The organism is Pseudomonas sp. ZT5P21 (assembly GCF_054897785.1).
The window spans coordinates 1,893,441-1,917,863 of sequence record NZ_CM142705.1 but is presented as its reverse complement, the minus strand read 5'-3'; the positions used below and the strand labels follow the sequence as shown (position 1 = coordinate 1,917,863).

Genomic DNA, 24,423 nt, shown 5'->3' with positions numbered 1-24,423 from the left:
TAACCATCATGGAGCGACCCCGCAATGCCCAGCCCACTGCGCCCGGATCAACGACGGTTTCCCCTGCACGTGCACATCAGTGTGATGTTTACCCTGCTGTTGCTGCTGACCGGCGTGGTCCTGGGCATTTTCAACTATCGGCAAACCACGCAGATCATTCTTTCCAGCAGTGAAAAGCTCTTCGAGCGCATCGAGCAGGACGTTCGGCTGGACCTTCATGCCACCTATGAGCCGATCCGTCATCTGTTGAGCCTGTTGGTATACAACCCGGCGGCGCAGGCTACCGGCCTGGACCAACGCCTGGCGCTGCTCGGCCCCTTCAGCCAGGCGCTCAAGGACAACCCTGACCTGGCCTCGCTGTACCTGGGCTACGACAACGGGGATTTCTTCATGGTTCGCCCTCTGCAAACCAACGACCTGAAAACCCTGCTCAAAGCACCGGACGTCGCGGCTTATCAGGTGTGGAGCATCGAGAGAAACAGCAGCGACCAGATGCATTCTCAATCATTGTTTTTCGATCGGGACCTGAACCCCATCAGCCGTCAGGACCAACCCGACGACACCTACGATCCGCGAACACGTACCTGGTTTACCAGTGCTCGCCGCGACAGCGGTCAGATAACCACCGAACCCTACCTTTTTTTCTCCACCCACAACGTCGGCACCACCCTGGCCCGCCGCAGCGGCGCGCACGCAATCATGGGTGCTGACCTGACCCTGGCCGAATTGTCCGCGACCCTGGCCAAACATGTCGTCACTCCCAGTACTGAAATCGTGTTGTTCGATGCAGAAGGCAATGCCATCGCTTTCCCCGACAGCAACAAGCTGATCGTCGACGACCAGACCGCCCGCCTGAGCAAGGCCGCCGACCTGAGCCCCGGCCTCGGCGCATTACTGAACAATCCGCCAACCGGCAACCGGCTGGAGGCCGCTGGTCGCCAATGGATCGTGGCCCGCAGCCACATGCAGGAGGGTGGACCCAAAGGATTGCAACTGGCGCTGCTGGTACCGGAAGACGAATTGCTCGCCGATGCCTACCGCCTGCGCTGGCAAGGTGCGTTGATTACGTTGGCCACGTTGCTGTTGTGCCTGCCGCTGGGCTGGCTGACCTCGAGAATCCTGGTCAAACCCCTGCGTGCACTGGTGCAGGAAGCCGATGCGATTCGCAGTTTCAATTTCAACTTCCCGGTCTCCCGTCACTCGCCAGTGCTCGAAGTCGACCAACTGAGTGTGTCGATGAGCCGCATGAAAGATACCCTGGCGAGTTTTTTCCAGATCTCCGACAGCCTGAGCGCCGAGACCCGGTTCGCGCCCTTGCTGGAACGGGTATTGTTCGAAACCGTGAAAATCGGCCAGGCCCAGGCCGGTCTGATCTACCTGCGGGAAAATGACGGTGATCGCATGGAGCCTCACGGCCTGGTCATCGGCGGCATTTCACAGGCACTGCCAGGGTTCGACATTCGCGGCCACGAGCCCGGCGGCCCACAAAGCCCTGCATGGCTGCTGCAGCTGTCGAATGCCGACAATGTGGTGACCAGTCTCGGTTTCGAACAGGCGGGGGATTTGCAGAAAGTACTGCTGGCGATGGAGTGCCCGCGGGTGCATCTGATCGGCATCCGCCTGCACAATCGTCATAACGAAACCGTGGGCCTGCTGATTTTGTTGCTGGAAGACAGCGGCGACAAAAGCGATCTCGAGAAGCTCCGTCCGGACCGCGTCGCGTTCCTTCAGGCCATATCCGGTGCGGCCGCCGTGAGTATCGAAAGTCAACGCCTGCAAGCCAGACAGAAACAGTTGCTGGACGCCTTCATTCAACTGCTGGCCGGCGCGATTGACGCCAAAAGCCCCTACACCGGCGGTCACTGCCAGCGAGTGCCGGCGCTGACCTTGATGCTTGCCCAGGCTGCCGCAGCCAGTCAGGACCCCGCCTTCAGCGGTTATCAACCCTCCGAAGACGAGTGGGAGGCGCTGCACATCGCTGCGTGGCTGCATGACTGCGGCAAGGTCACGACACCGGAATACGTCGTCGATAAAGCCACGAAGCTGGAAACCCTGAACGACCGCATTCACGAAATCCGCACCCGTTTCGAAGTGCTCAAGCGTGATGCCTGGATCAGCTACTGGCAGGCCGTTGCCCTGGGCGGTGACGAGCAGCACCTGGCTGAACTGCGCAATGCCACTCTGTTGGGGCTTGACGATGATTTTGCGTTTGTTGCCCGATGCAATCTGGGCGGCGAGGCGATGGCCGATGCCGATCTGCAACGACTGCGCAGCCTGGCCCAACGTACATGGACCCGAACCCTGGATGACCGGTTGGGCGTTTCCTGGGAAGAAAACCGGCGACAGGCGCGAACACCGGCGCCGACCCTGCCGGTCAGCGAGCCGCTGCTGGCGGACAAACCCGAGCACCTGCTCGAACGCGCTGAAGCCGAACTGATACCGGAAGACAATCCCTGGGGGTTCAAACTCGACGTGCCACGCTACAAGTACAACCGGGGCGAGCTTTACAACCTGAGCATTGCCCGGGGCACATTGACTCGCGAGGAGCGTTACATCATCAACCACCACATGGTGCAGACGATCCTGATGCTCAGCCTCCTGCCCTTCCCCGGCCACCTCGACAATGTTGCGGAAATCGCTGGCGGCCACCATGAAAAAATGGACGGCACCGGTTATCCCAAACAGTTGAAGCGCGAAGAAATGAGCCTGCCGGCGCGGATGATGGCGATTGCCGATATTTTCGAAGCGCTGACCGCCGCTGATCGCCCTTACAAGAAAGCCAAATCCTTGAGCGAAGCGCTGGGCATCATGGCCGCTATGTGCCGTGACGCCCATATCGACCCCGAACTGTTCGGGCTATTCATCAACGCCGAAATCTACCGGCAGTACGCTGATCGATTCCTTGATCCACAGCAGATCGACGAGGTGAATCCGTCAGGCCTGCTGGTCAAGGCAGGCCTCAAGGCATGATCAGCAATCGGTCAGGCGCAGGAAAATGGCCGCCAGTTGTTCAATACCGGCTTGATCGTCAGCGGTAAATCGCGCGAACTTCGGGCTATCGAGGTCCAGCACGCCAATCAGGCGTCCGTCCTTGACCAGCGGCACGACCAGTTCGCTGTTCGACGCGCTGTCGCAGGCGATATGTCCGGGGAACGCGTGTACGTCTTCGACCAACTGCGTCTGCAACGTCGCCGCCGCCGTCCCGCATACACCGCGACCGAAGGGGATGCGCACGCAGGCGATTTGCCCCTGAAACGGACCGAGCACCAGTTCCTCATTACGATTGAGGTAGAAACCGGCCCAGTTCAAGTCATCCAGTTGGTTGTACAGGAATGCGGAAAACTGCGCGGCGTTGGCGATAAAATCCCGCTCGTCCGCCAGCAAGGATTCCAGTTGTGCGTGCAGCATGCCGTAGCCTTCGAGGCCCCGGCCGCTTTGTTGTAAATCGATCATGCCTTGTGCTCCAGCAGCTTCAGCCCGACCCAGTAGCGGGCAAATTGATAGGCGCAACGTCCGTTGCGATTGCCCCGGCCGGTGGCCCAGCGTACCGCGAGGATGTCCAGTTCTTCGTCACGCTGCCATTTCAGACCGGCCTTGTCGGCCAGTTGACCGATCCAGTGCTCGACCACATTGAGGAAATGTTCCTGAGTAAACGGATAGAACGACAGCCACAGGCCGAAACGGTCCGAGAGCGCGATCTTGTCTTCCACTGCCTCGCTGGGATGCAGTTCGCCGTCGACCCGTTTCCAGTTTTCGTTATCGCTTTCCTTTTCCGGCACCAGATGGCGTCGGTTGGAAGTGGCATACAGCAAGACGTTGTCCGGCGCCTGTTCCAGGGAGCCGTCGAGCACGCTCTTGAGGACGCGATAATCCCCTTCGCCCGATTCGAACGACAGATCATCGCAAAACAGTACGAAACGCTGGGGCAACTTGGCGACCTGCTCGACTACACGCGGCAAGTCCGCCAAATGATCGCGCTCGATTTCGATCAACCGCAGACCAGCCTTGGCGTGTTCGGCCAGCAACGCGCGCACCAGCGACGACTTACCGGTGCCACGCGAACCCCAGAGCAACGCGTGGTTGGCCGGCATACCGTCGATGAACTGTTGGGTATTAAGCCCCAGTTGCTCCAGTTGCCGGTCGACGCCGATCAGGTCGGACAAGCGCATGTCGAGGCTGACGTGCAGCGGCAACAGAAAACCGCTGCGTCCCTCGCGCTGCCAACGTGCAGCCAGGCATTGCGTCCAGTCGATGGCTTGCCGAGGTGCTGGCAGCAATGGTTCGATACGGGCCAGAACGGCATCGGCGCGTTCAAGAAAAGCATTCAATCGCGAATCCACGTCTTCTCCTCGGGCTCGTTCCCAGTAATGATGGCGCTACAGCGACGAAACACGGCGTTCGGTGCCCGGGTCATCCCTTGTTGCACAAGGGCTCGCGAGAACATCGGCATTCACGCATGATCGACTATGCTTGAGCAGCGAAGGGAAACGGAAGTGGTTCGACACCCCATGGATATCAAGTTCACCAACCGGCTGTCCTACAAGCAAGCCCGGCTTACCGTGCTGGTCGGTTTCATTCTGGGCACGCTGCTCAGCCTGCTGCAAATAGGCATCGATTATGCCAGTGAAGACGCCTCCATCAACCGGGAAATACTGTCTTTGCTGGAAATCAGCCATAACCCCGCCTCGCGCATTGCCTACAACATCGACGCCGAACTCGCCCAGGAACTGACCTTGGGCCTGCTGCGCTCACCGGCAATCATCGGCGCACAATTGACCGACAACAACGGTTCAGTGCTGGCCAGCGTCAAGCGCCCTGGCGTGCAGAGCGGCTATCGGGTGATCAGTGACTTCCTGTTCGGTGCCGACCGCGCGTTCGAAGACCGTCTGTATCTGGATCATTTGCCGAACGAATCCCTCGGCACGCTGCGTCTGGACGTCGACACTTATTCATTCGGCAACCGGTTCCTGCGCCGGGCCGAAATCACCCTGCTTAATGGTTTCGCCCGCAGCCTGCTCCTGACCGGCATCCTGCTGGCGTTGTTTTACGTGATGCTGACCAAACCGCTGGTGCGGGTAATTCGCGAACTCAGTAGCCGCGATCCACGCAGCGTCGAACCGACCTGGCTGGAGTACCCGTCGGGCCATGAAAACGATGAGATCGGTGTGCTCGTCAAAGTTGCAAACCAGCAGTTTGAAAACATCGCCACCGAAATTCAGCAGCGACGCAACGCGGAAAACCGCCTGACCGACTACCTCGGGCAACTGGAAAACATCGTGTCGGCGCGCACCGCAGAGCTCAAGGCGATCAACACCCGGCTCAGCCAGTCCAATCAGGAACTGGAAGTCGCGCGCAGTACAGCCCTGGACATGGCCGAAGCGCGCTCGGTATTCCTCGCCAACATGAGCCACGAGATCCGCACACCCCTCAATGGACTGCTGGGGATGATCGCACTTTCTCTGGACGGTCCGCTGAATGCCGAGCAACAGCAACAACTGTCCATCGCCCATGACTCGGGCAAAGTGCTGGTGGAATTGCTCAACGATATTCTCGACCTGTCGAAATTCGATGCTGGCCAGCTCGAACTCGAACACATTCCGTTCGACCTCGGCTCGCTGATCGAGGACACCGCCAACCTGCTGTCGCAGAACGCGGCGCCAAGCGTCGAACTGACATGCCTGATCGATCCGGCATTTCCGGCGCTGGTGCTCGGCGACCCGACTCGCGTGCGGCAAATCGTCAGCAACCTCTTGTCCAACGCGCTCAAGTTCACCCGATTCGGTCGCGTCGATGTGCGCCTGTCGACGTTCGAAGATGGCGTCAGAATCGAAGTCTGCGACACCGGCATCGGTATCGCCCTGGACGCCCAGGTCAAAATCTTCCAGCCTTTTACGCAGGCCGGTGCCGGCATTACCCGGCAATTCGGCGGCACCGGACTAGGGCTGGCACTGACCTACAACCTCTGCGAAGCCATGCAGGGGCGCCTCACCATCAGTTCGGAAGTGGGTTTCGGCAGCCGGTTCTGCGCCGATCTGCCACTGCCCTGCCACACCCGCGCCCTGCCACCGGCGACGTTGCGCGGCAAGGTCATCGCGATTACCGCTGCCAGCAGCGGCCTGGCAGAACTGTTAAAAAGCCTGTTGCCAGGTTGGGGCCTCGATTACCAGCAGCGTTCGATCGATGATTACTCAATGATCGGTCTGACGCCCGACATGGTGATCACCGATTGCCCGGAATGCCTGTTTGGCCTACGACCTAACTGCAGCGCACCCATTTTACTGGTGACCGCTTACGGCAGTTTCATGCCTGGCGAACAAGCCAGCGCCCTGGCGCCTCTGCAACAACAGGCGCGCCCGCTGGCGCGCAATGCGCTGTACCAGACACTGAGGCGAATCCTGCAGCCGGAAATCAACCTCCTCAACGATGCCCGACTGGAGGCCCTCTCACCCCAACGACGTGGACGGGTGCTGCTGGTGGAAGACAATCCGGTGAACCAGTTGGTGGCCAAAGGCATGCTCGGAAAACTCGGATGCGAGGTGATTGTCGCGGCCCACGGCGGTGAAGCGCTGGATCAGTTGGAACACTGTGAGTTCGATCTGGTTCTGATGGACTGCAACATGCCGGTAATGGACGGCTATGAAGCCAGTCGACAAATTCGCCGCAGCGGGCGCTGGCCGCAGTTGCCCATCGTCGCCCTGACCGCCAACGCCATGTCCGAAGAAAGAGAACGCTGCCGTGCGGCGGGCATGAGTGATTACCTGGCCAAACCGTTCCGACGGGAAGAACTGGCCTCGCTGCTGGATTTATGGATGCCGACTATGACAGTGCCCTGATTTGCCCCAACAGGTGATCGAGGCCATCGCGCAAGTCGTTGAGCCGATCCAGATCGACACCGCTATCGCACAGCAGACGCGCCTTGAGCGGCCCGACCTGATCACGCAGCGCCTTGCCGGTTGGCGACAGGCTCAGATGCACCTCACGCTCATCCCGGACCGAACGCTGGCGCTGAACCAGTTGCAGTTGTTCAAGTCGCTTGAGCAGCGGTGTCAACGTTCCGGAGTCCAGCGCCAGGCGTTCGCCGAGTGCCTTGACCGTCGGCTGCTCCGGCACCGCTTCCTGCCATTCCCACAACACCAGCATCGCCAGGTATTGCGGATAGGTCAGGCCGAGTTGATCGAGCATCGGCTTGTAGGCACGGATCACCGCCCGCGAAGCGGCGTACAGCTTGAAGCAGAGCTGGCTGTCGAGCTTCAGGGAATCGACGGACAATGTGTTCATTTGAGCAGGGCTTCGATCTCGCGGCTCAGGTCCTGAGGTTTGGTCGCAGGCGCAAATCGCTTGACCAGTTGGCCATCCTTGCCGATCAGGAATTTGGTGAAGTTCCACTTGATGCCCTGGGAACCCAGCACACCCGGTGCACGTTTTTTCAACTGCACGAACAACGGATGGGCGCCGGCACCGTTGACGTCAATCTTTTTGAACAGCGGAAAGCTGACACCGTAGTTCAACTCGCAGAACTCGGAAATCGCCCCTTCGTTGCCCGGCTCCTGTTTGCCGAACTGATTGCAGGGAAAACCGAGCACCACCAGCCCCTGGTCCTTGTAGGTCTGCCACAGTTCCTCGAGGCCTTTGTATTGCGGGGTGAAACCGCATTTGCTCGCGGTGTTGACCACCAGCACCGCTTTGCCGGCGTAATCAGCGAGGGTCTTTTGCTCGCCCTTGATGGTGGTGCACGGGATGCTCAGCAGATTGTCGCTCATGATTGCGGACCCTGAATGAAGGAAGACCGGACAAACATAGCGAGCAATTGAATTGCGTGCAATTTAATAAATCGATCACCCCTATAGGAGCATGGCTTGCCAGCGAAGGCGGCCTTGAACCCTGCGTCGCGCACATAGACGCCTTCGCCGGCGGGCCGGGCTCCTACAGGAATCGAGGTGCACCAGCGCCGATCGCAACAGCAGGTTATTCGCGCGGTACCAGATCCAGGCACACCGAGTTGATGCAATAGCGCAGGCCTGTCGGCGGCGGGCCGTCCGGGAATACATGCCCAAGGTGCGCATCGCATTTGGCGCAGACCACTTCCGTACGGATCATGCCGTGGCTGACGTCACGGATTTCGACCATGGCGCTGTCGCCGATCGGGGCATGGAAGCTCGGCCAGCCGCAGCCGGAATCGAATTTGGTTTTTGAGTCGAAAAGCGGCTCGTTGCAGCAGATACAGTGGTAAACACCGTCAACCTTGCTGTCGTTGTATTTGCCGGAAAACGGGCGTTCGGTGCCCTTGAGGCGGCAAACGTTGTACTGCTCCGGATCAAGCATCGCCCGCCATTCTTCCAGGGTTTTTTCCAACTTTTCCATCATCCCACCTCTGCAGCTGAAAAAGCCCGATCTGTACCTTTTCCACGGATCGGGCGGCACGTATGATTGCGCCTCGTCAAACGCCAGTCTGGCAGCCAGACCACGCGCATTCAAACGGATTTATGGGTGCTGCCTCTCAAGGCGTCAGCCTGTGTGAATACGCAGGATTCCCAGTACGGTAGTTCAAACGCCGCCTGGATCGTTCATTTTCGGGAACACATCGCCATGCAGGTCAGCAAATCGAACAAGCTCGCCAACGTCTGCTACGACATTCGCGGCCCAGTGCTCAAGCACGCCAAACGCCTGGAAGAGGAAGGCCATCGCATCCTCAAGCTGAACATCGGCAACCCGGCGCCCTTTGGTTTCGAAGCGCCGGACGAAATCCTCCAGGACGTCATCCGCAACCTGCCGACAGCCCAGGGCTACAGCGATTCCAAGGGCCTGTTCAGCGCGCGTAAAGCCGTCATGCAGTACTACCAGCAAAAGCAGGTAGAAGGCGTCGGCATCGAAGACATCTACCTGGGCAACGGCGTTTCCGAACTGATCGTGATGTCGATGCAGGCCCTGCTCAACAACGGCGACGAAGTGCTGGTGCCGGCTCCCGACTACCCGCTGTGGACCGCTGCCGTGAGCCTGTCCGGCGGTAATCCGGTGCATTACCTGTGCGACGAGCAGGCCAACTGGTGGCCGGATCTGGCTGACATCAAGGCCAAGATCACTCCGAACACAAAAGCGCTGGTGATCATCAACCCGAACAACCCCACCGGTGCGGTGTATTCGAAAGAAGTCCTGCTGGGCATGCTGGAGCTGGCCCGTCAACACAATCTGGTGGTGTTCTCCGATGAGATCTACGACAAGATTCTGTACGACGATGCCGTGCACATCTGCACCGCCTCGCTGGCGCCAGACCTGCTGTGCCTGACCTTCAACGGCTTGTCCAAGTCCTATCGCGTCGCCGGTTTCCGTTCCGGCTGGATCGCCATTTCCGGTCCGAAACACCACGCGCAAAGCTACATCGAAGGCATCGACATGCTGGCAAACATGCGCCTGTGTGCCAACGTGCCGAGTCAGCACGCGATCCAGACCGCCCTGGGCGGGTATCAGAGCATCAATGACCTGGTGCTGCCGCAAGGGCGCCTGCTGGAACAACGCAACCGAACCTGGAAATTGCTCAACGACATTCCCGGCGTGAGCTGCGTCAAGCCGATGGGCGCGCTGTACGCGTTCCCGCGCATTGATCCGAAAGTCTGCCCGATCCACAACGACGAGAAATTCGTGCTCGACCTGCTGCTGTCAGAAAAGCTGCTGGTGGTTCAAGGCACCGCGTTCAACTGGCCATGGCCTGACCACTTCCGCGTCGTGACCCTGCCTCGCGTCGATGATCTCGACATGGCCATCGGGCGGATTGGCAATTTCCTCAAATCCTATCGGCAGTAAGCGGCCAGTACTCGTGCGGCTTTTTCATGAAAGTCGCGCGAGGATTAATTCAGCAACATATCTTTATCCTTCGCCGGGCGTCCCGACCTCAATCGTCGACCGAGGCCTTGTTTCGTGACCGCGTCCAACAACGACGGGGCTTTCGATGAGAATCGGCTGACAAACGCTTCCCGTATCCGCGTCGGAAATGCCCTTCAAGCGGCTAGACTCTTGCTGTAGGACACAGTTTGAAATAGTCACCCGGTTGAATAGCCCGGTGCAGCACCTTATATACCCCGCAGTACGCTACATATTTAGCATGAGGAGATTTCTACAACCATGATGCGCATCCTGCTGTTTTTGGCCACTAACCTGGCGGTCGTGCTGATTGCCAGCATCACCCTGAGCCTTTTCGGCTTCAACGGGTTCATGGCGGCCAACGGGGTTGATCTCAACCTCAATCAGCTGCTGATTTTCTGTGCGGTCTTTGGTTTCGCCGGTTCGTTGTTCTCGCTGTTCATCTCCAAGTGGATGGCGAAAATGAGCACCAGCACTCAGATCATTACCCAGCCGCGCACACGCCATGAGCAATGGCTGCTGCAAACGGTCGAGCAACTGTCCCGCGAAGCCGGGATCAAGATGCCGGAAGTCGGGATTTTCCCGGCCTACGAGGCGAACGCTTTCGCCACGGGCTGGAACAAGAACGACGCACTGGTCGCGGTCAGCCAGGGTCTGCTCGAACGATTCTCGCCGGATGAAGTGAAAGCCGTTCTGGCCCACGAAATCGGCCATGTCGCCAACGGTGACATGGTCACGCTGGCGCTGATCCAGGGCGTGGTGAACACCTTTGTCATGTTCTTCGCACGGATCATCGGTAACTTTGTCGACAAGGTGATCTTCAAGAACGAAGAAGGCCAGGGCATCGCCTACTACATAGCGACCATCTTCGCCGAACTGGTTCTGGGCATTCTGGCCAGCTCCATCGTCATGTGGTTCTCGCGTAAACGCGAATTCCGCGCCGACGAAGCCGGTGCGCGCCTGGCGGGCACCAACGCGATGATCGGCGCCCTGCAACGCCTGCGTGCAGAACAAGGCCTGCCGGTGCATATGCCGGACACCTTGAACGCGTTCGGTATCAACGGTGGCATCAAACAAGGGTTCGCCCGCATGTTCATGAGCCACCCACCGCTGGAAGAGCGCATCGACGCATTGCGTCGTCGGGGCTAATCGGTTCGGCACTCAAAGAAAAGGCCCGCGGTGAATGCGGGCCTTTTTTTTGTTTGAATGGTGTGGTGCTCAATCCGGCCCCTTCGCGAGCAAGCCCGCTCCCACATTGGACAGCGTCCACCTGAGCGACACAGTCAAATGTGGGAGCGGGCTTGCTCGCGAAGAGGGCGGTACAGACAACATCAATTACCGAGCAGAAATCCGGTAGACCCGCTCTTCCAGTCGCGTTACGCCACTCTCGACAAACTTCCAGCTCTCACCCAGAACATCCTGATCTTCGAGAATCTTCAACGACCACACAGCACCAAACAACCGCTGCACTTCATCTTCGAGCACGGCAAAGGGCGGCCCGTCCTTTTGCGCCTGGTCGTAATCCAGCGTGATCAGAAGCCCTGAAGCGTCCGTCGGCAGAATCCGGTTCAAATGAGCCGCGTACTGCTCGCGCATGGGCAGCGGCAGGGCAATCAATGCGGCGCGGTCGTACAGAGCGGAGCAATCGGCAACATCTCCGGCCGTCAACTCGAAGAAATCACCACACCACAACTCGATCGAACCCGCGCGGTAGACCTTGAATGGCCCTTGTTCACTGACGTGCGGGTCAAATTGGTGCTCATCGAAAAAATCTTCAACGGCCTTTTCCGACAGCTCGATCCCCAGAACTTCATGACCCTGGTGCGCCAGCCACAACAAATCAAGACTTTTCCCACACAACGGCACCAGTACGCGCGCGCCTTCTTCCAATCCCAACTGAGGCCAGAACCGTTGCAGATAAGGATTCACTTCCAGCAGGTGGAAGCCGATCTGATTCGACTGCCACCGCTTGTGCCAAAACTCCGGCTGCATACATATCTCCGAAAATTCGATCAAAACACCCTAAAACTTATATTAGATTTAGATCAATGATCTGACTGAAGATGACGCCATCTTAACTCTCAGGAGCTCATTCATGTTGCCCAGCCTGTATATATCCCATGGCTCACCCATGCTGGCCCTGGAACCCGGAGCCAGCGGACCCGCCCTCGCGCGCATCGCCGCCGAACTACCGAAACCCAAGGCCATCGTGATCGTTTCCGCGCACTGGGAAAGTAACGAGCTGCTGGTCAGCGGCAATCCGCAACCTGAAACCTGGCATGACTTCGGTGGCTTTCCCAAGGCATTGTTCGAGGTGCAGTACCCGGCACCTGGCGATCCACAGCTGGCGGCAGAGGTTGTCGAGCTGCTGCAGCGCAGTGACTTGCCCGCGCGCATTGACACGAAACGGCCCTTCGACCATGGCGTATGGGTGCCGTTGTCGTTGATGTATCCGCAGGCTGATATCCCGGTGGTGCAGGTTTCGCTGCCTACACGCGGTGGCCCTACCCTGCAGACCCGCGTCGGGCACGCACTAAGCAGCCTGCGCGAACAGGGCGTTCTGTTGATTGGCTCCGGCAGCATCACCCACAACCTGCGCGAACTGGACTGGCATGCCGGCCCGGAAAGCGTCGAACCGTGGGCTCGGGTATTCCGCGACTGGATGATCGAGAAACTCGAAGCGAACGACGAAGCCGCGCTGCACGACTACCGTCAACAAGCACCGAACGCTGCGCGCAACCACCCAACTGACGAACACTTGTTGCCGTTGTACTTTGCCCGCAGTGCCGGAGGAAGATTCAGCGTGAGCTACCAGGGATTCACCATGGGCGCCTTGGGCATGGACATTTACCGCTTCGGATAATCAAAGAACCCGGACCTGCGGCGGCCAGGCTCAGACCACGTCAACGCCGACATGAATTGCATCGTGCCGCCAGAACTCCAGGTCACAATCAATCAGCCGCTCATGCTGGTCATAATTGACTCGGGCGATGCGCAATCCCGGACTTCCGACCGACACCCGTAACGCCGCCGCGGCATCCACCGAAAGTGCCGTCGGCACGATCTCGAAACGCACTCGCCCGTAGTGCAAATCGTAATGCCGGGCGTAAAGCTCGGTGATCGACTGATTCAAATCGAACTCCAGAATCCCCGGAAAATACTGCGGATTGAGGTAGTGCTCCACGTAAAGCACCAACCTCTCATCAATCCGCCGTGCCCGGCAGACCTGAATCACGCTCGACAACGCCGGCAACTGCAGCCAGGCGCAGATCGCTGCAGACGCCGGCTGCAACCGCGCCGAAATCACTTCGGTGGACGGCACCCGGCCCTGAGCGCTGACCATTGCGTGAAAGTGACTGCGTTGCATCAGGTTATAAGCCAAGCGCGGCGGCGACACGAACCAGCCGCGACGCTCCTCGCGATAAATCTGCCCTTGGGCCTCCAACTGCAACAACGCTTCGCGCACGGTAATGCGCGTAGTACCGAACAACTCACTGAGCTTGCGCTCCGCCGGTAACTTGCTGCCGGGCGCCAGCAGCCCGTGATCGAGCTGTTCCTGAAGAACCTGCCCGATGGCCGTCACCGCTTTGGTTGTTTCGATGCGCATCAACATACCTATCTGGACTAGACCAGCACTGTTTCTGGGCGATACCGTCATTCTCAACGGCAGCGTCAACTTTCAGCAAGCCTAGGCACTGCACATGACTGCCAGATGACAAAGGCGCTGAACGGTTCGGCCAGACGCCTGCAATTTCACAGCCAAGTCCTTTCATATCAACTCCTTAGCCATGGTCTACGCTTATCCGCAGGCCTGAGCGCTGTTTTGCAATCAAAAGAGGAGGACCGCTGGTCGACATCAAAATGTCATCAGCGGCGCCTAGATTGGCTCAGGTATTGCTGACCTAGACCAACACCACCGCAATCGCAGCGTTAATAACGACCAAAGGAGCTTCGGAATGAAACAGCTTTTTCTGGCATCACTGTTAGGCTCGACCATTGCCCTGTGCACCGCCGCCATGGCGGCCGATACCGATCTGAAAACCCTGGAAGCCGCGGCGAAAGCGGAAGGTGAGGTCAACAGTGTCGGCATGCCCGATGACTGGGCCAACTGGAAAGGCACCTGGAATGACCTGGCCAAGAACTACGGCCTGAAACACATCGACACTGACATGAGCTCGGCTCAGGAAATCGCCAAGTTCGCTGCTGAAAAAGACAACGCCACGGCTGACATCGGCGACGTCGGTGCAGCGTTTGGCCCGATTGCGGTCAAGCAAGGTGTTGTTCAACCTTACAAGCCAAGTACCTGGGATCAGATCCCGAGCTGGGCAAAGGATAAGGACGGCAACTGGGCGCTGGCCTACACCGGCACCATCGCATTCATCGTCAACAAGAAACTGCTGCATGGTTCCGACGCACCGACCAAATGGGCCGACCTCAAAACCGGTAAATACAAGGTCTCCATCGGTGACGTGAGCACCGCAGCCCAGGCCGCCAACGGCGTACTGGCTGCAGCAATCGCCAACGGTGGCGACGAGAAAAACCTTCAGCCGGCGTTGTTGCTGTTCGCTGACATTGCTAAACAAGGCCGTCTGTCGATGGCCAACCCGACGATTGCCACCATGGAAAAGGGTGAAATCGAGGTCGGCGTGGTCTGGGACTTCAACGGTCTGAGCTACAAGGCCAAGATGGCCAACCCGGATGACTACACCGTGCTGATCCCATCCGATGGCTCGGTGATTTCCGGTTACACCACCATCATCAACAAATACGCCAAGCACCCGAACGCCGCCAAACTGGCCCGCGAATACATCTTCAGCGACGCCGGCCAGATTAACCTGGCGCGCGGCAACGCCCGTCCAATCCGTGCCGAGCACGTCAAACTGCCGGACGACGTCAAGACCCAGCTGCTGCCTAACGAGCAATACAAAGGCGTGACCCCGATCAAGGACGCGGACGCGTGGGAAAAGACCTCCAAGGCCCTTCCTCAGAAGTGGCAGGAAGAAGTCATCATCAACATGCAATAACGCTGTAGATCCCCACTTCGGGATCTGATGGAAATCCCTGTGGGAGCGAGCTTGCTCGCGATAGCGATCTGACTTTCAACATTGATGTTGACTGACAGTCCCTCATCGCGAGCAAGCTCGCTCCCACAATGGACTGTGGTGAATTCGAGATTTCTGAACACCTGTATTGCGGAGTTCCGCCCCTATGAAGCACAACGTCATCCTTGTCGTGCTCGACGGTCTCAATTACGAGGTTGCGCGCCACGCCATGGGGCACCTGCAAGCTTACGTTGGCGCAGGACGCGCGGCACTCTACAAACTGGAATGCGAACTGCCGGCCCTGTCCCGCCCACTGTATGAATGCATCCTGACCGGCGTCACTCCGATTGCCAGCGGCATCGTCCACAACAATGTCTCACGCCTGTCCAACCAACGCAGCATCTACCACTACGCCACCGATGCCGGCCTGAAAACTGCCGCCGCCGCCTATCACTGGGTCAGCGAGCTGTATAACCGTTCGCCATTTCTGGCCGCACGGGACCGTCATACCGATAACCCGAAATTGCCGATCCAGCACGGTCATTTCTACTGGAACGACCATTACCCGGATTCGCACCTGTTCGCCGACGCGGAAAACCTGCGCCTGCGCCATGCGCCGAACTTTCTCCTGGTGCACCCTATGAATATCGACGACGCCGGGCACAAGCACGGCCTCGACACCCCGCAATACCGCAACAGCGCTCGTTCGGCGGACATCATCCTCGCCGACTACCTGCAAGGCTGGCTCGACGCCGGTTACCAGGTGCTGGTGACCGCCGACCACGGCATGAACAACGACCGCTCCCACAACGGCTTGCTGCCCGAAGAGCGCGAAGTGCCGCTGTTCGTGCTGGGTGACGCGTTCAGTTTCAACGCCAACGCCGCACCGAAACAGACGGAAATATGCGGCACCGTCTGCGAACTGCTAGGTGCGGCGCACGATAAACCTGTGTGCCGGGAGCTGCTCAAGTGAATGCCATGACTCGCGGAAAATGGCTAGCTGCCCTGTGCCTGGTGCCCTTTGCCCTGTTCTTTATCGTGTTCGAGATCGCCCCGCTCGTCTGGGTGATGATCAACAGCCTGCAATCGGAAGAGTTCGGCTGGGGCCTGGCCAACTTCACCAAAATCTTCAATTCGAAGTTCTATCTCCAGGCGATCCAGTACAGCCTTGAGATCAGTTTCTGGTCCAGCGTGTTCGGGATCATCATCGCCGTACTCGGTGCCTACTCCCTGCGCCGCGTCGACTCGAAGCTGCGCAACTTCGTCAACGCGTTCGCGAACATGACCAGTAACTTTGCCGGCGTCCCACTGGCCTTTGCGTTCATCATCCTGCTCGGTTTCAACGGCAGCATCACCCTCATGCTCAAGCAAGCCGGAATCATTCAGGACTTCAACCTGTACTCGAAAACCGGTCTGATCATTCTCTACACCTACTTCCAGATTCCTCTGGGCGTGCTGCTGCTCTACCCGGCTTTCGATGCGCTGCGCGAAGACTGGCGCGAGTCTGCTGCACTGCTTGGCGCCAACGGCTGGCAGTTCTGGCGCCACATCGGTCTGCCGGTATTGACGCCCGCACTGCTCGGCACCTTCGTGATCCTGCTGGCCAACGCACTCGGCGCCTACGCCACGGTGTACGCGTTGACCACCGGCAACTTCAACGTTCTGCCGATCCGCATTGCGGCGATGGTCTCCGGCGACATTTCCCTGGATCCGAACCTGGCCAGTGCCCTGGCCGTGGTGTTGGTCGCGTTGATGACCCTGGTGACCGTCGTGCACCAGTTGCTGTTGAAGAGGAGCTACCATGTCTCGCGCTGAATTGGGGCCCGTCGGTGTCTATCATCGGGTCGTGGTTTACCTGCTGTTTGCCATTCTGTTGCTGCCGCTGTTTGGCACGCTGATCTACTCGATCGCCAGCAGTTGGTCGGCGACCATTTTTCCCAGCGGCTTCACTCTCAAATGGTACGTGGCGTTGTGGAGCGACCCGCGCTTTCTCCATGCGTTCGGCCAATCGTTGCTGGTCTGCGTCGGCTCGCTGATCCTGTCGGTGGTGCTGATTCTGCCGCTGCTGTTCGTGGTGCATTACCACTTCCCGAAACTCGATGCGCTGATGAACATCCTGATCCTGCTGCCTTTCGCGGTGCCGCCGGTAGTGTCGTCGGTGGGGCTGTTGCAGCTCTACGGCTCGGGGCCGTTCGCGATGGTCGGCACGCCGTGGATTCTGATCGGCTGCTACTTCACTGTGGCGTTGCCTTTCATGTACCGGGCGATCACCAACAACCTGCAAGCGATCAACCTGCGCGACTTGATGGACGCCGCCCAACTGCTGGGCGCCAGCACCTGGCAAGCGGCATTTCTGGTGGTGTTGCCGAACCTGCGCAAGGGTTTGATGGTGGCGCTGCTGCTGTCGTTCTCATTCCTGTTCGGTGAGTTCGTATTCGCCAACATCCTCGTCGGCACCCGTTACGAAACCCTGCAGGTCTACCTCAACAACATGCGCAACAGCAGCGGCCACTTCACCAGTGCGCTGGTGATTTCCTACTTCTTCTTCGTACTGGTTTTGACGTGGGCGGCCACTATCTTGAACAAGGACAAAAGCGAATGAGCTATGTCAGCGTCCAACATTTACAGAAAAACTATGCGGGCACGACGGTGTTCAGCGACATCAATTGCGAAGTCCAGAAGGGAGAATTCGTCACCCTGCTCGGCCCGTCCGGTTGCGGCAAATCCACGCTGCTGCGCTGCATCGCCGGGCTGACCTCGGTAGATGGCGGCAAGATTTTGCTGGATGGTGTCGATATCGTTCCGTTAAGTCCGCAGAAGCGCGGAATCGGCATGGTGTTTCAGAGCTACGCCCTGTTCCCGAACATGACCGTCGAGCAAAACGTCGCCTTCGGTTTGCGCATGCAAAAGGTCAACAGCGACGACAGCCAAAAGCGCGTCGCCGAAGTGTTGAAACTGGTTGAGCTGACCGACTTCGCCGCGCGTTATCCGCATCAATTGTCAGGCGGACAATGTCAGCGTGTCGCCCTCGCTCGTTCGCTGGTCACTCGGCCGCGTTTGTTGTTACTCGATGAACCGTTGTCTGCACTGGATGCACGCATTCGCAAGCACTTGCGCGAACAGATCCGCCAGATCCAGCGCGATCTCGGCCTGACGACGATCTTTGTCACGCACGATCAGGAAGAAGCGCTGACCATGTCTGACCGGATTTTCCTGATGAATCAGGGAAAGATCGTACAGAGCGGCGACGCCGAAACCCTGTACACGGCGCCCGTGGATGTTTTTGCCGCCGGCTTCATCGGCAACTACAACCTGCTGGACGCCGACAGCGCCACGAAACTGCTGCAACGACCGATCACCCATCGCATCGCTATCCGGCCCGAGGCCATCGAACTGAGCCTGAATGGCGAACTCGATGCACACGTGCGCAGCCACAGTCTGTTGGGTAATGTAATTCGCTACCGTGTTGAAGCCCGGGGCGTGGAATTGGTGGTGGATGTGCTCAACCGCTCGGCGGCCGATCTGCACCCCGATGGTCAGCGCCTGTCGCTTTCCATCGATCCGACGGCCCTGTGTGAGGTAGCCTGATGCCTTTGCTGATGTTGAAGAGAGAACTGCACTGATGGCCCTGGCAATTTTTGATCTGGACGAAACCCTGATCCACGGCGACTGCGCCACCCTCTGGAGCGAGCAAATGGGCCGTCTGGGCTGGGTCGATCCCGAGTCGTTCATGCGTCAGAACAACGAACTGATGGACGCTTACAGCCACGGCAAATTGCGCATGGAGGACTACATGACCTTCAGCCTCGAGCCGATGATCGGACGCACACCGGAAGAAGTCGACCATCTGGTGGGGCCGTGGGTGGAAGACTTTATCGAGCCGATCATTTTCAGCGACGCGACCAAAGCCATCGCTGCCCACCGCAAGGCGGGCGACCGGATTCTGGTGATCTCGGCGTCGGGTACGCACCTGGTCAGGCCGATTGCCGATCGTTTGGGCATCGACGAGATTCTCGGCATCGAGCTGGAAGTGTTGCATGGGGTTTATAGCGGCCACACGGTCGGCACGCTGACCTACCGCGAAGGCAAGATCACACGCTTGCTGGAGTGGCTGGATGCGGAGGAGGAGAACCTGGAAGGCGCGAGTTTTTACTCGGATTCACGCAACGATTTGCCGTTGTTGCTTAAGGTTGATTTCCCCCACGTCGTGAATCCGGATCCGGTGCTGCTCGAACACGCCGAAAAAGCCGGCTGGCCGATCCATTTCTGGAAATAACCCAGCCCTTGTAGGAGCGAGCTTGCTCGCGATGGACGTCAACGATAACGCGGCCAACCTGACACACGACTGCGCTCTCAGGTTCATCGCGAGCAAGCTCGCTCACAGGGATGGCGTCGTTCCGAAGATCAGGTCAGACTTTCGTCGATCACCAATACCAGCTTGCCGGCCACCTTGTTCGTCGCCAACTCGGCGAACGCCGCTTCCGCATCCTTGATCGGAAATGTCTTCGCCAACTGAGGGCTCAGTCGCCCTTCGGCAAACAACGGCCAGACATGCCGATTCAGATCACTGAACAAATCCGCCTTGAACTGATCGTCGCGACCACGCAAAGTCGAACCCAGCAGTTGCACACGCTTGGCCAGCACCTGCGCCAGGTCCAGCTTCGCTTCACGGCCGCCCATCAAGCCAATCAGCACCCAACGGCCATCGCGGGCCAGCAGTTTCAGATTCAGTGCGGCGTAGTTGCCGCCGACCGGGTCTAGAATCACATCGAAAGGACCCAGGTCGCTCAAACTGTCTAGATCGTCGGTGCGAACCACGCCACCCTGAGCACCCAGCGCTTCGCAGTAAGCCAGCCGCTCGGCAGAACCGACGCTGACCCAGCACGGGTTGCCGAAGGCCTTGCACAGCTGAATGGCAGCTGAACCGATTCCACTTGCTCCGGCGTGCAGAAGAACTTTCTCACCTGGTTTGAGCGCAGCCAATTGAAACAAATTCAGCCAAACGGTCGCATAGACTTCGGGTAGCGCTGCCGCCTCGGCCAGGGACAATCCTTCTGGCACTGGCAGCACATGCCGTCCGTCGACAACCACCTCTTCGGCCATCCCACCCCCGGCCAGCAGGGCGCAGACCCGATCACCGACCTGCCATGACGAGCCCGGGCCGACCTCGTCGATCACCCCGGAACACTCTAGACCCAGTACCTGACTGGCCCCCGGCGGTGGCGGATAAAGTCCCGCCTTCTGTAACAAGTCGGCGCGATTGAGGCCCGCTGCCGCCACACGAATGCGAACTTGCCCTACATCACATGTAGGACTGGGCTCTTCAAGCCACTCCACTTGACCTTCCACGCCTTGCAATGCCTTCACAGTGCCTCCATAGTGAGTCTGGACTGAGCCCCAAGCTGTAATCGCCGGGCTTTTTGCATTATGCGACCGGCCCCTGTGGAACCGGCGACTTCAAAGACGGCCTAATATGCGTTATCAATTGTCCCCGCGTCGAATCAGCATGAAGCATCTGTTCCCCAGCACCGCCCTCGCCCTGTTCATTGGTATCGGCCTGGTGCCGATGTCGAGCAATACGTTCGCAGCCAATAGCTGGGACAAGCTTCAGCCTGATCGTGACGAAGTGATCGCCAGCCTGAATGTCGTCGAGTTGCTCAAGCGTCACCATTACAGCAAACCGCCGCTCGATGACGCGCGTTCCGTGATCATCTATGACAGCTATCTGAAGCTGATGGATCCGTCGCGCAGCTACTTCATGGCCAGCGATATCGCCGAATTCGACAAGTGGAAAACCCAGTTCGACGACTTCCTCAAAAGCGGCGACCTCAATGCCGGTTTCACCATCTACAAGCGCTACCTGGACCGCGTCAAGTCGCGTCTGGACTTCGCCCTTGCGGAGCTGAACAAGGGCGTCGACAAGATCGACTTCACCGCCAAGGAAACCTTGCTGATCGACCGCAAGGACGCCCCTTGGCTCAAGTCCACCGCAGAGCTCGACGACCTGTGGCGCAAACGCGTCAAGGACGAAGTGCTGCGGATGAAAATTGCTGGCAAAGACTCCAAGCAGATTCAGGAAACCCTGACCAAGCGCTACAAGAATCAGCTCGCGCGCCTGGACCAGACCCGCCCGGAAGACATCTTCCAGGCCTACATCAATACCTTCGCCATGTCCTACGATCCGCATACCAATTATCTGTCGCCGGATAACGCGGAGAACTTCGACATCAACATGAGCCTTTCCCTCGAAGGTATCGGTGCCGTGTTGCAGAGCGACAACGATCAGGTAAAAGTCGTGCGTCTGGTGCCTGCCGGCCCGGCCGACAAAACCAAACAGGTCGCACCGGCCGACAAGATCATCGGCGTTGCCCAAGGCAACAAAGAGATGGTTGACGTGGTCGGCTGGCGCCTGGACGAAGTGGTCAAGCTGATCCGTGGTCCGAAAGGTACCGTGGTGCGCCTGGAAGTCATCCCGGCCAGCAATGCGCCGAACGACCAGACCACCAAAATCGTGCCGATCACTCGCGAAGCGGTGAAGCTTGAAGACCAGGCGGTGAAGAAGTCGGTCCTCAACCTGAAACAGGACGGCAAGGACTACAAGCTGGGCGTCATCGAAATCCCCGCCTTCTATCTGGATTTCAAGGCCTTCCGTGCCGGCGATCCGGACTACAAGAGCACCACGCGCGACGTCAAGAAACTGCTGACCGAGTTGCAGAAAGACAAAGTCGACGGCGTGGTCATCGACCTGCGCAACAACGGCGGCGGTTCCCTGCAGGAAGCCACCGAGCTGACCAGTCTGTTCATCGACAAAGGTCCGACCGTGCTCGTGCGTAACGCCGATGGCCGGGTCGATGTGCTTGAAGATGAAAACCCGGGCGCGTTCTACAAAGGCCCGATGGCGTTGCTGGTCAACCGCTTGTCCGCCTCGGCTTCGGAGATTTTTGCCGGCGCCATGCAGGACTACCACCGCGCGCTGATTATCGGCGGCCAGACATTCGGCAAGGGCACCGTGCAGACCATTCAGCCGCTGAACCATGGCGAACTGAAACTGACGCTGGCCAAGTTCTACCGGGTTTCCGGTCAAAGCACGCAGCATCAAGGCGTTCTGCCGGATATCAATTACCCGTCGATCATCGACACCAAGGAAATCGGCGAAAGCGCTCTGCCGGAAGCCATGCCGTGGGACACCATCCGCGCGGCGATCAAGCCTGCGGTGGATCCGTTCAAGCCGTACATCGCTCAGCTCAAGTCCGAGCATGATTCGCGTACGGCCAAGGACGCAGAGTTCGTGTTCATCAACGACAAACTGGCCCTGGCGCAGAAGCTGATGGCGGAAAAAACCGTCAGCCTCAATGAAGCCGATCGTCGTGCTCAACACACTGATATCGAAGCCAAGCAGCTTGCCATGGAGAATATCCGTCGCAAGGCCAAAGGCGAAGAGCCGCTCAAAGAGCTGAAGAAAGAAGACGATGACGCCCTCGCGGCCGAGCTGGACAAGACCAAACCAGAAGACGATGCCTACCTGAGCGAGACAGGCCGGATTCTGCTGGACTACCTGAAACTCAATACCGCGGTCGCCAAGCACTGAGTTGTGACGAGCAAGATGATGGCAATTTAGAGCTGACGCCCCCGGATCGTCATCAAATAGTCATCATTCTGTCGTGAAATAAAGGACTGGGAGAATCTCTTTACCCAAGAGTGCTCCCAGTCCTTTTTTTATCGCCAGAGATCGCCATGACCACTACCGAACAGCTGAGTGCGTTGAGTTCAATACTGACTCAAAGCGGTTTGCACAGCCTGTTCCAGCCGATCATTTCTCTCTCTGAACGACGGATTATCGGCTACGAAGCCCTCAGTCGCGGCCCCTCCAACAGCCCCCTGCACTCGCCCATCGCCTTGTTCGCCGTCGCCCGCCAGGCCGGCCGCTTGAGCGAGCTGGAAATTGCCTGTCGCGAGAGCGCTTGCCGACGCTTCAATGAACAGCAACTGCCGGGCAAACTCTTTCTCAACGTTTCACCCGAGTCCCTGCTCGAGGCGACCCATCAACCGGGTCGCACCCTGCAACTGCTGCAGGATTTCGGCATACCCCCAAATCAGGTGGTCATCGAACTGACCGAACAGACCCCGACCGACGATTTCCAGCTACTGCAAAACGCGTTGCATCACTACCGGGCGATGGGCTTTTCCATTGCACTGGATGATTTGGGAGCCGGTTATTCAAGCCTGCGCCTGTGGTCCGAGCTGCGGCCTGACTATGTGAAGATCGACCGACACTTCATCGACGGCATTCATCAGGATGCCCTCAAACGTGAATTTGTCGGTTCAATCATGCAAATCGCCAAAGCCTCTCGGGCTCAAGTGATTGCTGAAGGTATCGAGCTGCCGGAGGAACTCGCGGTGTTGACCGATATGGGCGTCGACCTGGTCCAGGGCTATTTGCTCTGTCGGCCCCAGGAACATCCGCCACGGGATGCTCGAAGCCTGATGCCCAAACAGGACAACTCCACCGTGGCGCTGAACGACGAAGGCAGCGACCTCAGCGCCCTTTTGAACGATCAACCAGCGGTCGCACGGGATACGCCAACTGCAACGGTACTGGAAGCCTTCCGCCGCCAGGCCAACCTGAACTCGCTGGCGGTGCTCGACGAATACGGCCATCCCTGCGGCATCGTCCATCGGCATTCGTTGTCCGACGCCCTGCTCAAACCCTTTGCCACCGACCTGTTCGCCCGCAAGCCGATCAGCCGACTGATGAATGACGACTTCCTCGCCGTCGAGATGAGCCAGTCACTGCAACAGGTCAGCCGGCTGATCACCAGCCGTGCCCGACAACGCATTGAAGAAGACTTCATCATTACCCTGAACGGCGGATATCTGGGGTTGGGCCGGGTGATTGACGTACTGAAGCTGATTACCGAACTGAAGATCCAGCAAGCCCGCTACGCCAACCCACTGACCCTGCTGCCCGGCAACGTACCGATCCAGCAATGCCTGACGCGCCTGCTGCAACAGCAACGTGAATCGGTGATCTGCTACGTGGACATCGACAGTTTCAAACCCTTCAACGACATTTACGGCTACGGCCGCGGGGATGAAGTCCTGTTGTGCCTGGCGCAATGCCTGAACGACCGTGTCGACCCGTCCCGCGACTTTGTCGGCCATATCGGCGGCGACGATTTCCTGCTGGTGCTCGGGCCGGAAGACTGGCGCAAACGCTTGAACCAGTTGCTCGACGATTTCCAAAGCCAGTGCCGGCGCTTCTACCGCAGCGAACACCTGGAAGCCGGCTGCTTCATCGCGCCGAACCGACAGGGTGTGCGGCAGGAATTTGCGCTGCTGTCACTGTCGATTGGCGTGGTGCATTTACATCCACAGGCCTGTGGCCAACTCGATGCAAGCCAGTTGGCGGAGATGGCTTCGCAGGCCAAGCATCACGCGAAGAATGTGCCGGGGTATAGCGTGCATGTGATTGACAGTCTGGCGGTGGCTGAGCGCGAGGATGGAATGCTGATGGGACAGCGGTGAT

At 58.6% G+C, this 24,423-nt stretch carries 21 protein-coding genes; 13 read left to right on the top strand and 8 right to left on the bottom strand.

The genetic code is table 11. The features are described from left to right. Positions 1 to 24 precede the first annotated feature (24 nt). Entirely contained in the window at positions 25 to 2,970 is a 2,946-nt protein-coding gene (locus tag ACYZT9_RS08880; protein ID WP_462009450.1) for an HD domain-containing phosphohydrolase, read from the top strand. Here ACYZT9_RS08880 and ACYZT9_RS08875 read toward each other — a convergent pair whose 3' ends face one another. Both ACYZT9_RS08875 and ACYZT9_RS08870 read right to left on the bottom strand, forming a co-directional pair. Further along, on the bottom strand, positions 2,971 to 3,453 hold the full coding sequence (locus tag ACYZT9_RS08875; RefSeq protein ID WP_462009449.1) for a GAF domain-containing protein: 483 nt from the start codon (positions 3,451 to 3,453) through the stop codon (positions 2,971 to 2,973). After that, entirely contained in the window at positions 3,450 to 4,340 is an 891-nt protein-coding gene (locus ACYZT9_RS08870; protein WP_462009448.1) for an ATP-binding protein, read from the bottom strand. The genes ACYZT9_RS08875 and ACYZT9_RS08870 overlap by 4 nt, the downstream gene beginning before the upstream one ends. 168 nt (positions 4,341 to 4,508) lie before the next feature. Between ACYZT9_RS08870 and ACYZT9_RS08865 the strand changes: the two genes are divergently transcribed. Further along, the gene (locus ACYZT9_RS08865; RefSeq protein ID WP_462009447.1) at positions 4,509 to 6,833 is read left to right on the top strand and encodes a hybrid sensor histidine kinase/response regulator; all 2,325 of its coding nucleotides are present in this window, start codon (positions 4,509 to 4,511) and stop codon (positions 6,831 to 6,833) included. On the opposite strand, the gene ACYZT9_RS08860 is transcribed toward ACYZT9_RS08865, so the two are convergent. The 3 genes from ACYZT9_RS08860 to msrB form a co-directional block, all read right to left on the bottom strand. Further along, a complete protein-coding gene (locus ACYZT9_RS08860) occupies positions 6,817 to 7,278 on the bottom strand; it encodes a MarR family winged helix-turn-helix transcriptional regulator (protein ID WP_462009446.1) in 462 nt (153 codons plus the stop codon). The two genes, ACYZT9_RS08865 and ACYZT9_RS08860, sit on opposite strands and share 17 nt — an antisense overlap. Then, positions 7,275 to 7,760, bottom strand: coding sequence for a glutathione peroxidase (locus ACYZT9_RS08855; protein WP_462009445.1), 486 nt, complete (start codon positions 7,758 to 7,760; stop codon positions 7,275 to 7,277). The genes ACYZT9_RS08860 and ACYZT9_RS08855 overlap by 4 nt, the downstream gene beginning before the upstream one ends. Positions 7,761 to 7,965: 205 nt before the next feature. Then, positions 7,966 to 8,361: a peptide-methionine (R)-S-oxide reductase MsrB gene (gene msrB / locus ACYZT9_RS08850; protein ID WP_462009444.1), complete on the bottom strand. Its 396-nt coding sequence runs from the start codon at positions 8,359 to 8,361 to the stop codon at positions 7,966 to 7,968. Positions 8,362 to 8,586: 225 nt separating this feature from the next. On the opposite strand from msrB, the gene ACYZT9_RS08845 reads away from it, so the two are divergent. Beyond that, the gene (locus ACYZT9_RS08845) at positions 8,587 to 9,798 is read left to right on the top strand and encodes a pyridoxal phosphate-dependent aminotransferase (RefSeq protein WP_462010181.1); all 1,212 of its coding nucleotides are present in this window, start codon (positions 8,587 to 8,589) and stop codon (positions 9,796 to 9,798) included. Positions 9,799 to 10,116: 318 nt separating this feature from the next. Then, complete coding sequence (gene htpX, locus ACYZT9_RS08840) at positions 10,117 to 11,004, top strand: protease HtpX (RefSeq protein WP_008030365.1); 888 nt, start codon at positions 10,117 to 10,119, stop codon at positions 11,002 to 11,004. Positions 11,005 to 11,190: 186 nt separating this feature from the next. Here htpX and ACYZT9_RS08835 read toward each other — a convergent pair whose 3' ends face one another. Next, positions 11,191 to 11,847, bottom strand: a complete 657-nt coding sequence (locus tag ACYZT9_RS08835) for a thiopurine S-methyltransferase (protein WP_462009443.1) — start codon at positions 11,845 to 11,847, stop codon at positions 11,191 to 11,193. Between the two features lie 103 nt (positions 11,848 to 11,950). Here ACYZT9_RS08835 and ACYZT9_RS08830 point away from each other — a divergent pair, with 103 nt between their 5' ends. Beyond that, a complete protein-coding gene (locus ACYZT9_RS08830) occupies positions 11,951 to 12,718 on the top strand; it encodes a DODA-type extradiol aromatic ring-opening family dioxygenase (protein WP_462009442.1) in 768 nt (255 codons plus the stop codon). 30 nt (positions 12,719 to 12,748) lie between these two features. On the opposite strand, the gene ACYZT9_RS08825 is transcribed toward ACYZT9_RS08830, so the two are convergent. Continuing rightward, positions 12,749 to 13,462, bottom strand: coding sequence for a UTRA domain-containing protein (locus ACYZT9_RS08825; protein ID WP_462009441.1), 714 nt, complete (start codon positions 13,460 to 13,462; stop codon positions 12,749 to 12,751). Positions 13,463 to 13,811: 349 nt separating this feature from the next. Between ACYZT9_RS08825 and ACYZT9_RS08820 the strand changes: the two genes are divergently transcribed. The 6 genes from ACYZT9_RS08820 to ACYZT9_RS08795 all read left to right on the top strand — a co-directional run bounded on the left by ACYZT9_RS08820 (position 13,812) and on the right by ACYZT9_RS08795 (position 19,173). After that, entirely contained in the window at positions 13,812 to 14,879 is a 1,068-nt protein-coding gene (locus tag ACYZT9_RS08820; RefSeq protein ID WP_462009440.1) for an ABC transporter substrate-binding protein, read from the top strand. Between the two features lie 184 nt (positions 14,880 to 15,063). Next, complete coding sequence (locus ACYZT9_RS08815; RefSeq protein WP_462009439.1) at positions 15,064 to 15,870, top strand: alkaline phosphatase family protein; 807 nt, start codon at positions 15,064 to 15,066, stop codon at positions 15,868 to 15,870. Positions 15,871 to 15,875: 5 nt separating this feature from the next. Next, positions 15,876 to 16,712 (top strand): ABC transporter permease, encoded by an 837-nt coding sequence (locus ACYZT9_RS08810; RefSeq protein ID WP_462010180.1) that lies wholly within the window; start codon positions 15,876 to 15,878, stop codon positions 16,710 to 16,712. Then, the gene (locus ACYZT9_RS08805) at positions 16,699 to 17,499 is read left to right on the top strand and encodes an ABC transporter permease (RefSeq protein WP_462009438.1); all 801 of its coding nucleotides are present in this window, start codon (positions 16,699 to 16,701) and stop codon (positions 17,497 to 17,499) included. Before ACYZT9_RS08810 ends, ACYZT9_RS08805 begins: the two co-directional genes overlap by 14 nt. Beyond that, on the top strand, positions 17,496 to 18,485 hold the full coding sequence (locus ACYZT9_RS08800; protein WP_462009437.1) for an ABC transporter ATP-binding protein: 990 nt from the start codon (positions 17,496 to 17,498) through the stop codon (positions 18,483 to 18,485). Before ACYZT9_RS08805 ends, ACYZT9_RS08800 begins: the two co-directional genes overlap by 4 nt. A gap of 34 nt (positions 18,486 to 18,519) precedes the next feature. Beyond that, on the top strand, positions 18,520 to 19,173 hold the full coding sequence (locus tag ACYZT9_RS08795) for an HAD family hydrolase (protein ID WP_462009436.1): 654 nt from the start codon (positions 18,520 to 18,522) through the stop codon (positions 19,171 to 19,173). A gap of 128 nt (positions 19,174 to 19,301) precedes the next feature. Here the strand turns inward: ACYZT9_RS08795 and ACYZT9_RS08790 are convergent, their stop codons facing one another. Continuing rightward, entirely contained in the window at positions 19,302 to 20,264 is a 963-nt protein-coding gene (locus ACYZT9_RS08790) for a zinc-binding dehydrogenase (RefSeq protein WP_462009435.1), read from the bottom strand. A 139-nt stretch (positions 20,265 to 20,403) separates the two neighbouring features. Here ACYZT9_RS08790 and ACYZT9_RS08785 point away from each other — a divergent pair, with 139 nt between their 5' ends. Beyond that, positions 20,404 to 22,485 carry a carboxy terminal-processing peptidase gene (locus ACYZT9_RS08785; RefSeq protein ID WP_462009434.1) on the top strand — a complete coding sequence of 694 codons (2,082 nt, stop codon included), beginning with the start codon at positions 20,404 to 20,406 and terminating at the stop codon, positions 22,483 to 22,485. A 146-nt stretch (positions 22,486 to 22,631) separates the two neighbouring features. Further along, positions 22,632 to 24,422 (top strand): bifunctional diguanylate cyclase/phosphodiesterase, encoded by a 1,791-nt coding sequence (locus tag ACYZT9_RS08780; protein ID WP_462009433.1) that lies wholly within the window; start codon positions 22,632 to 22,634, stop codon positions 24,420 to 24,422. The last annotated feature ends 1 nt before the right edge of the window (position 24,423 follow it).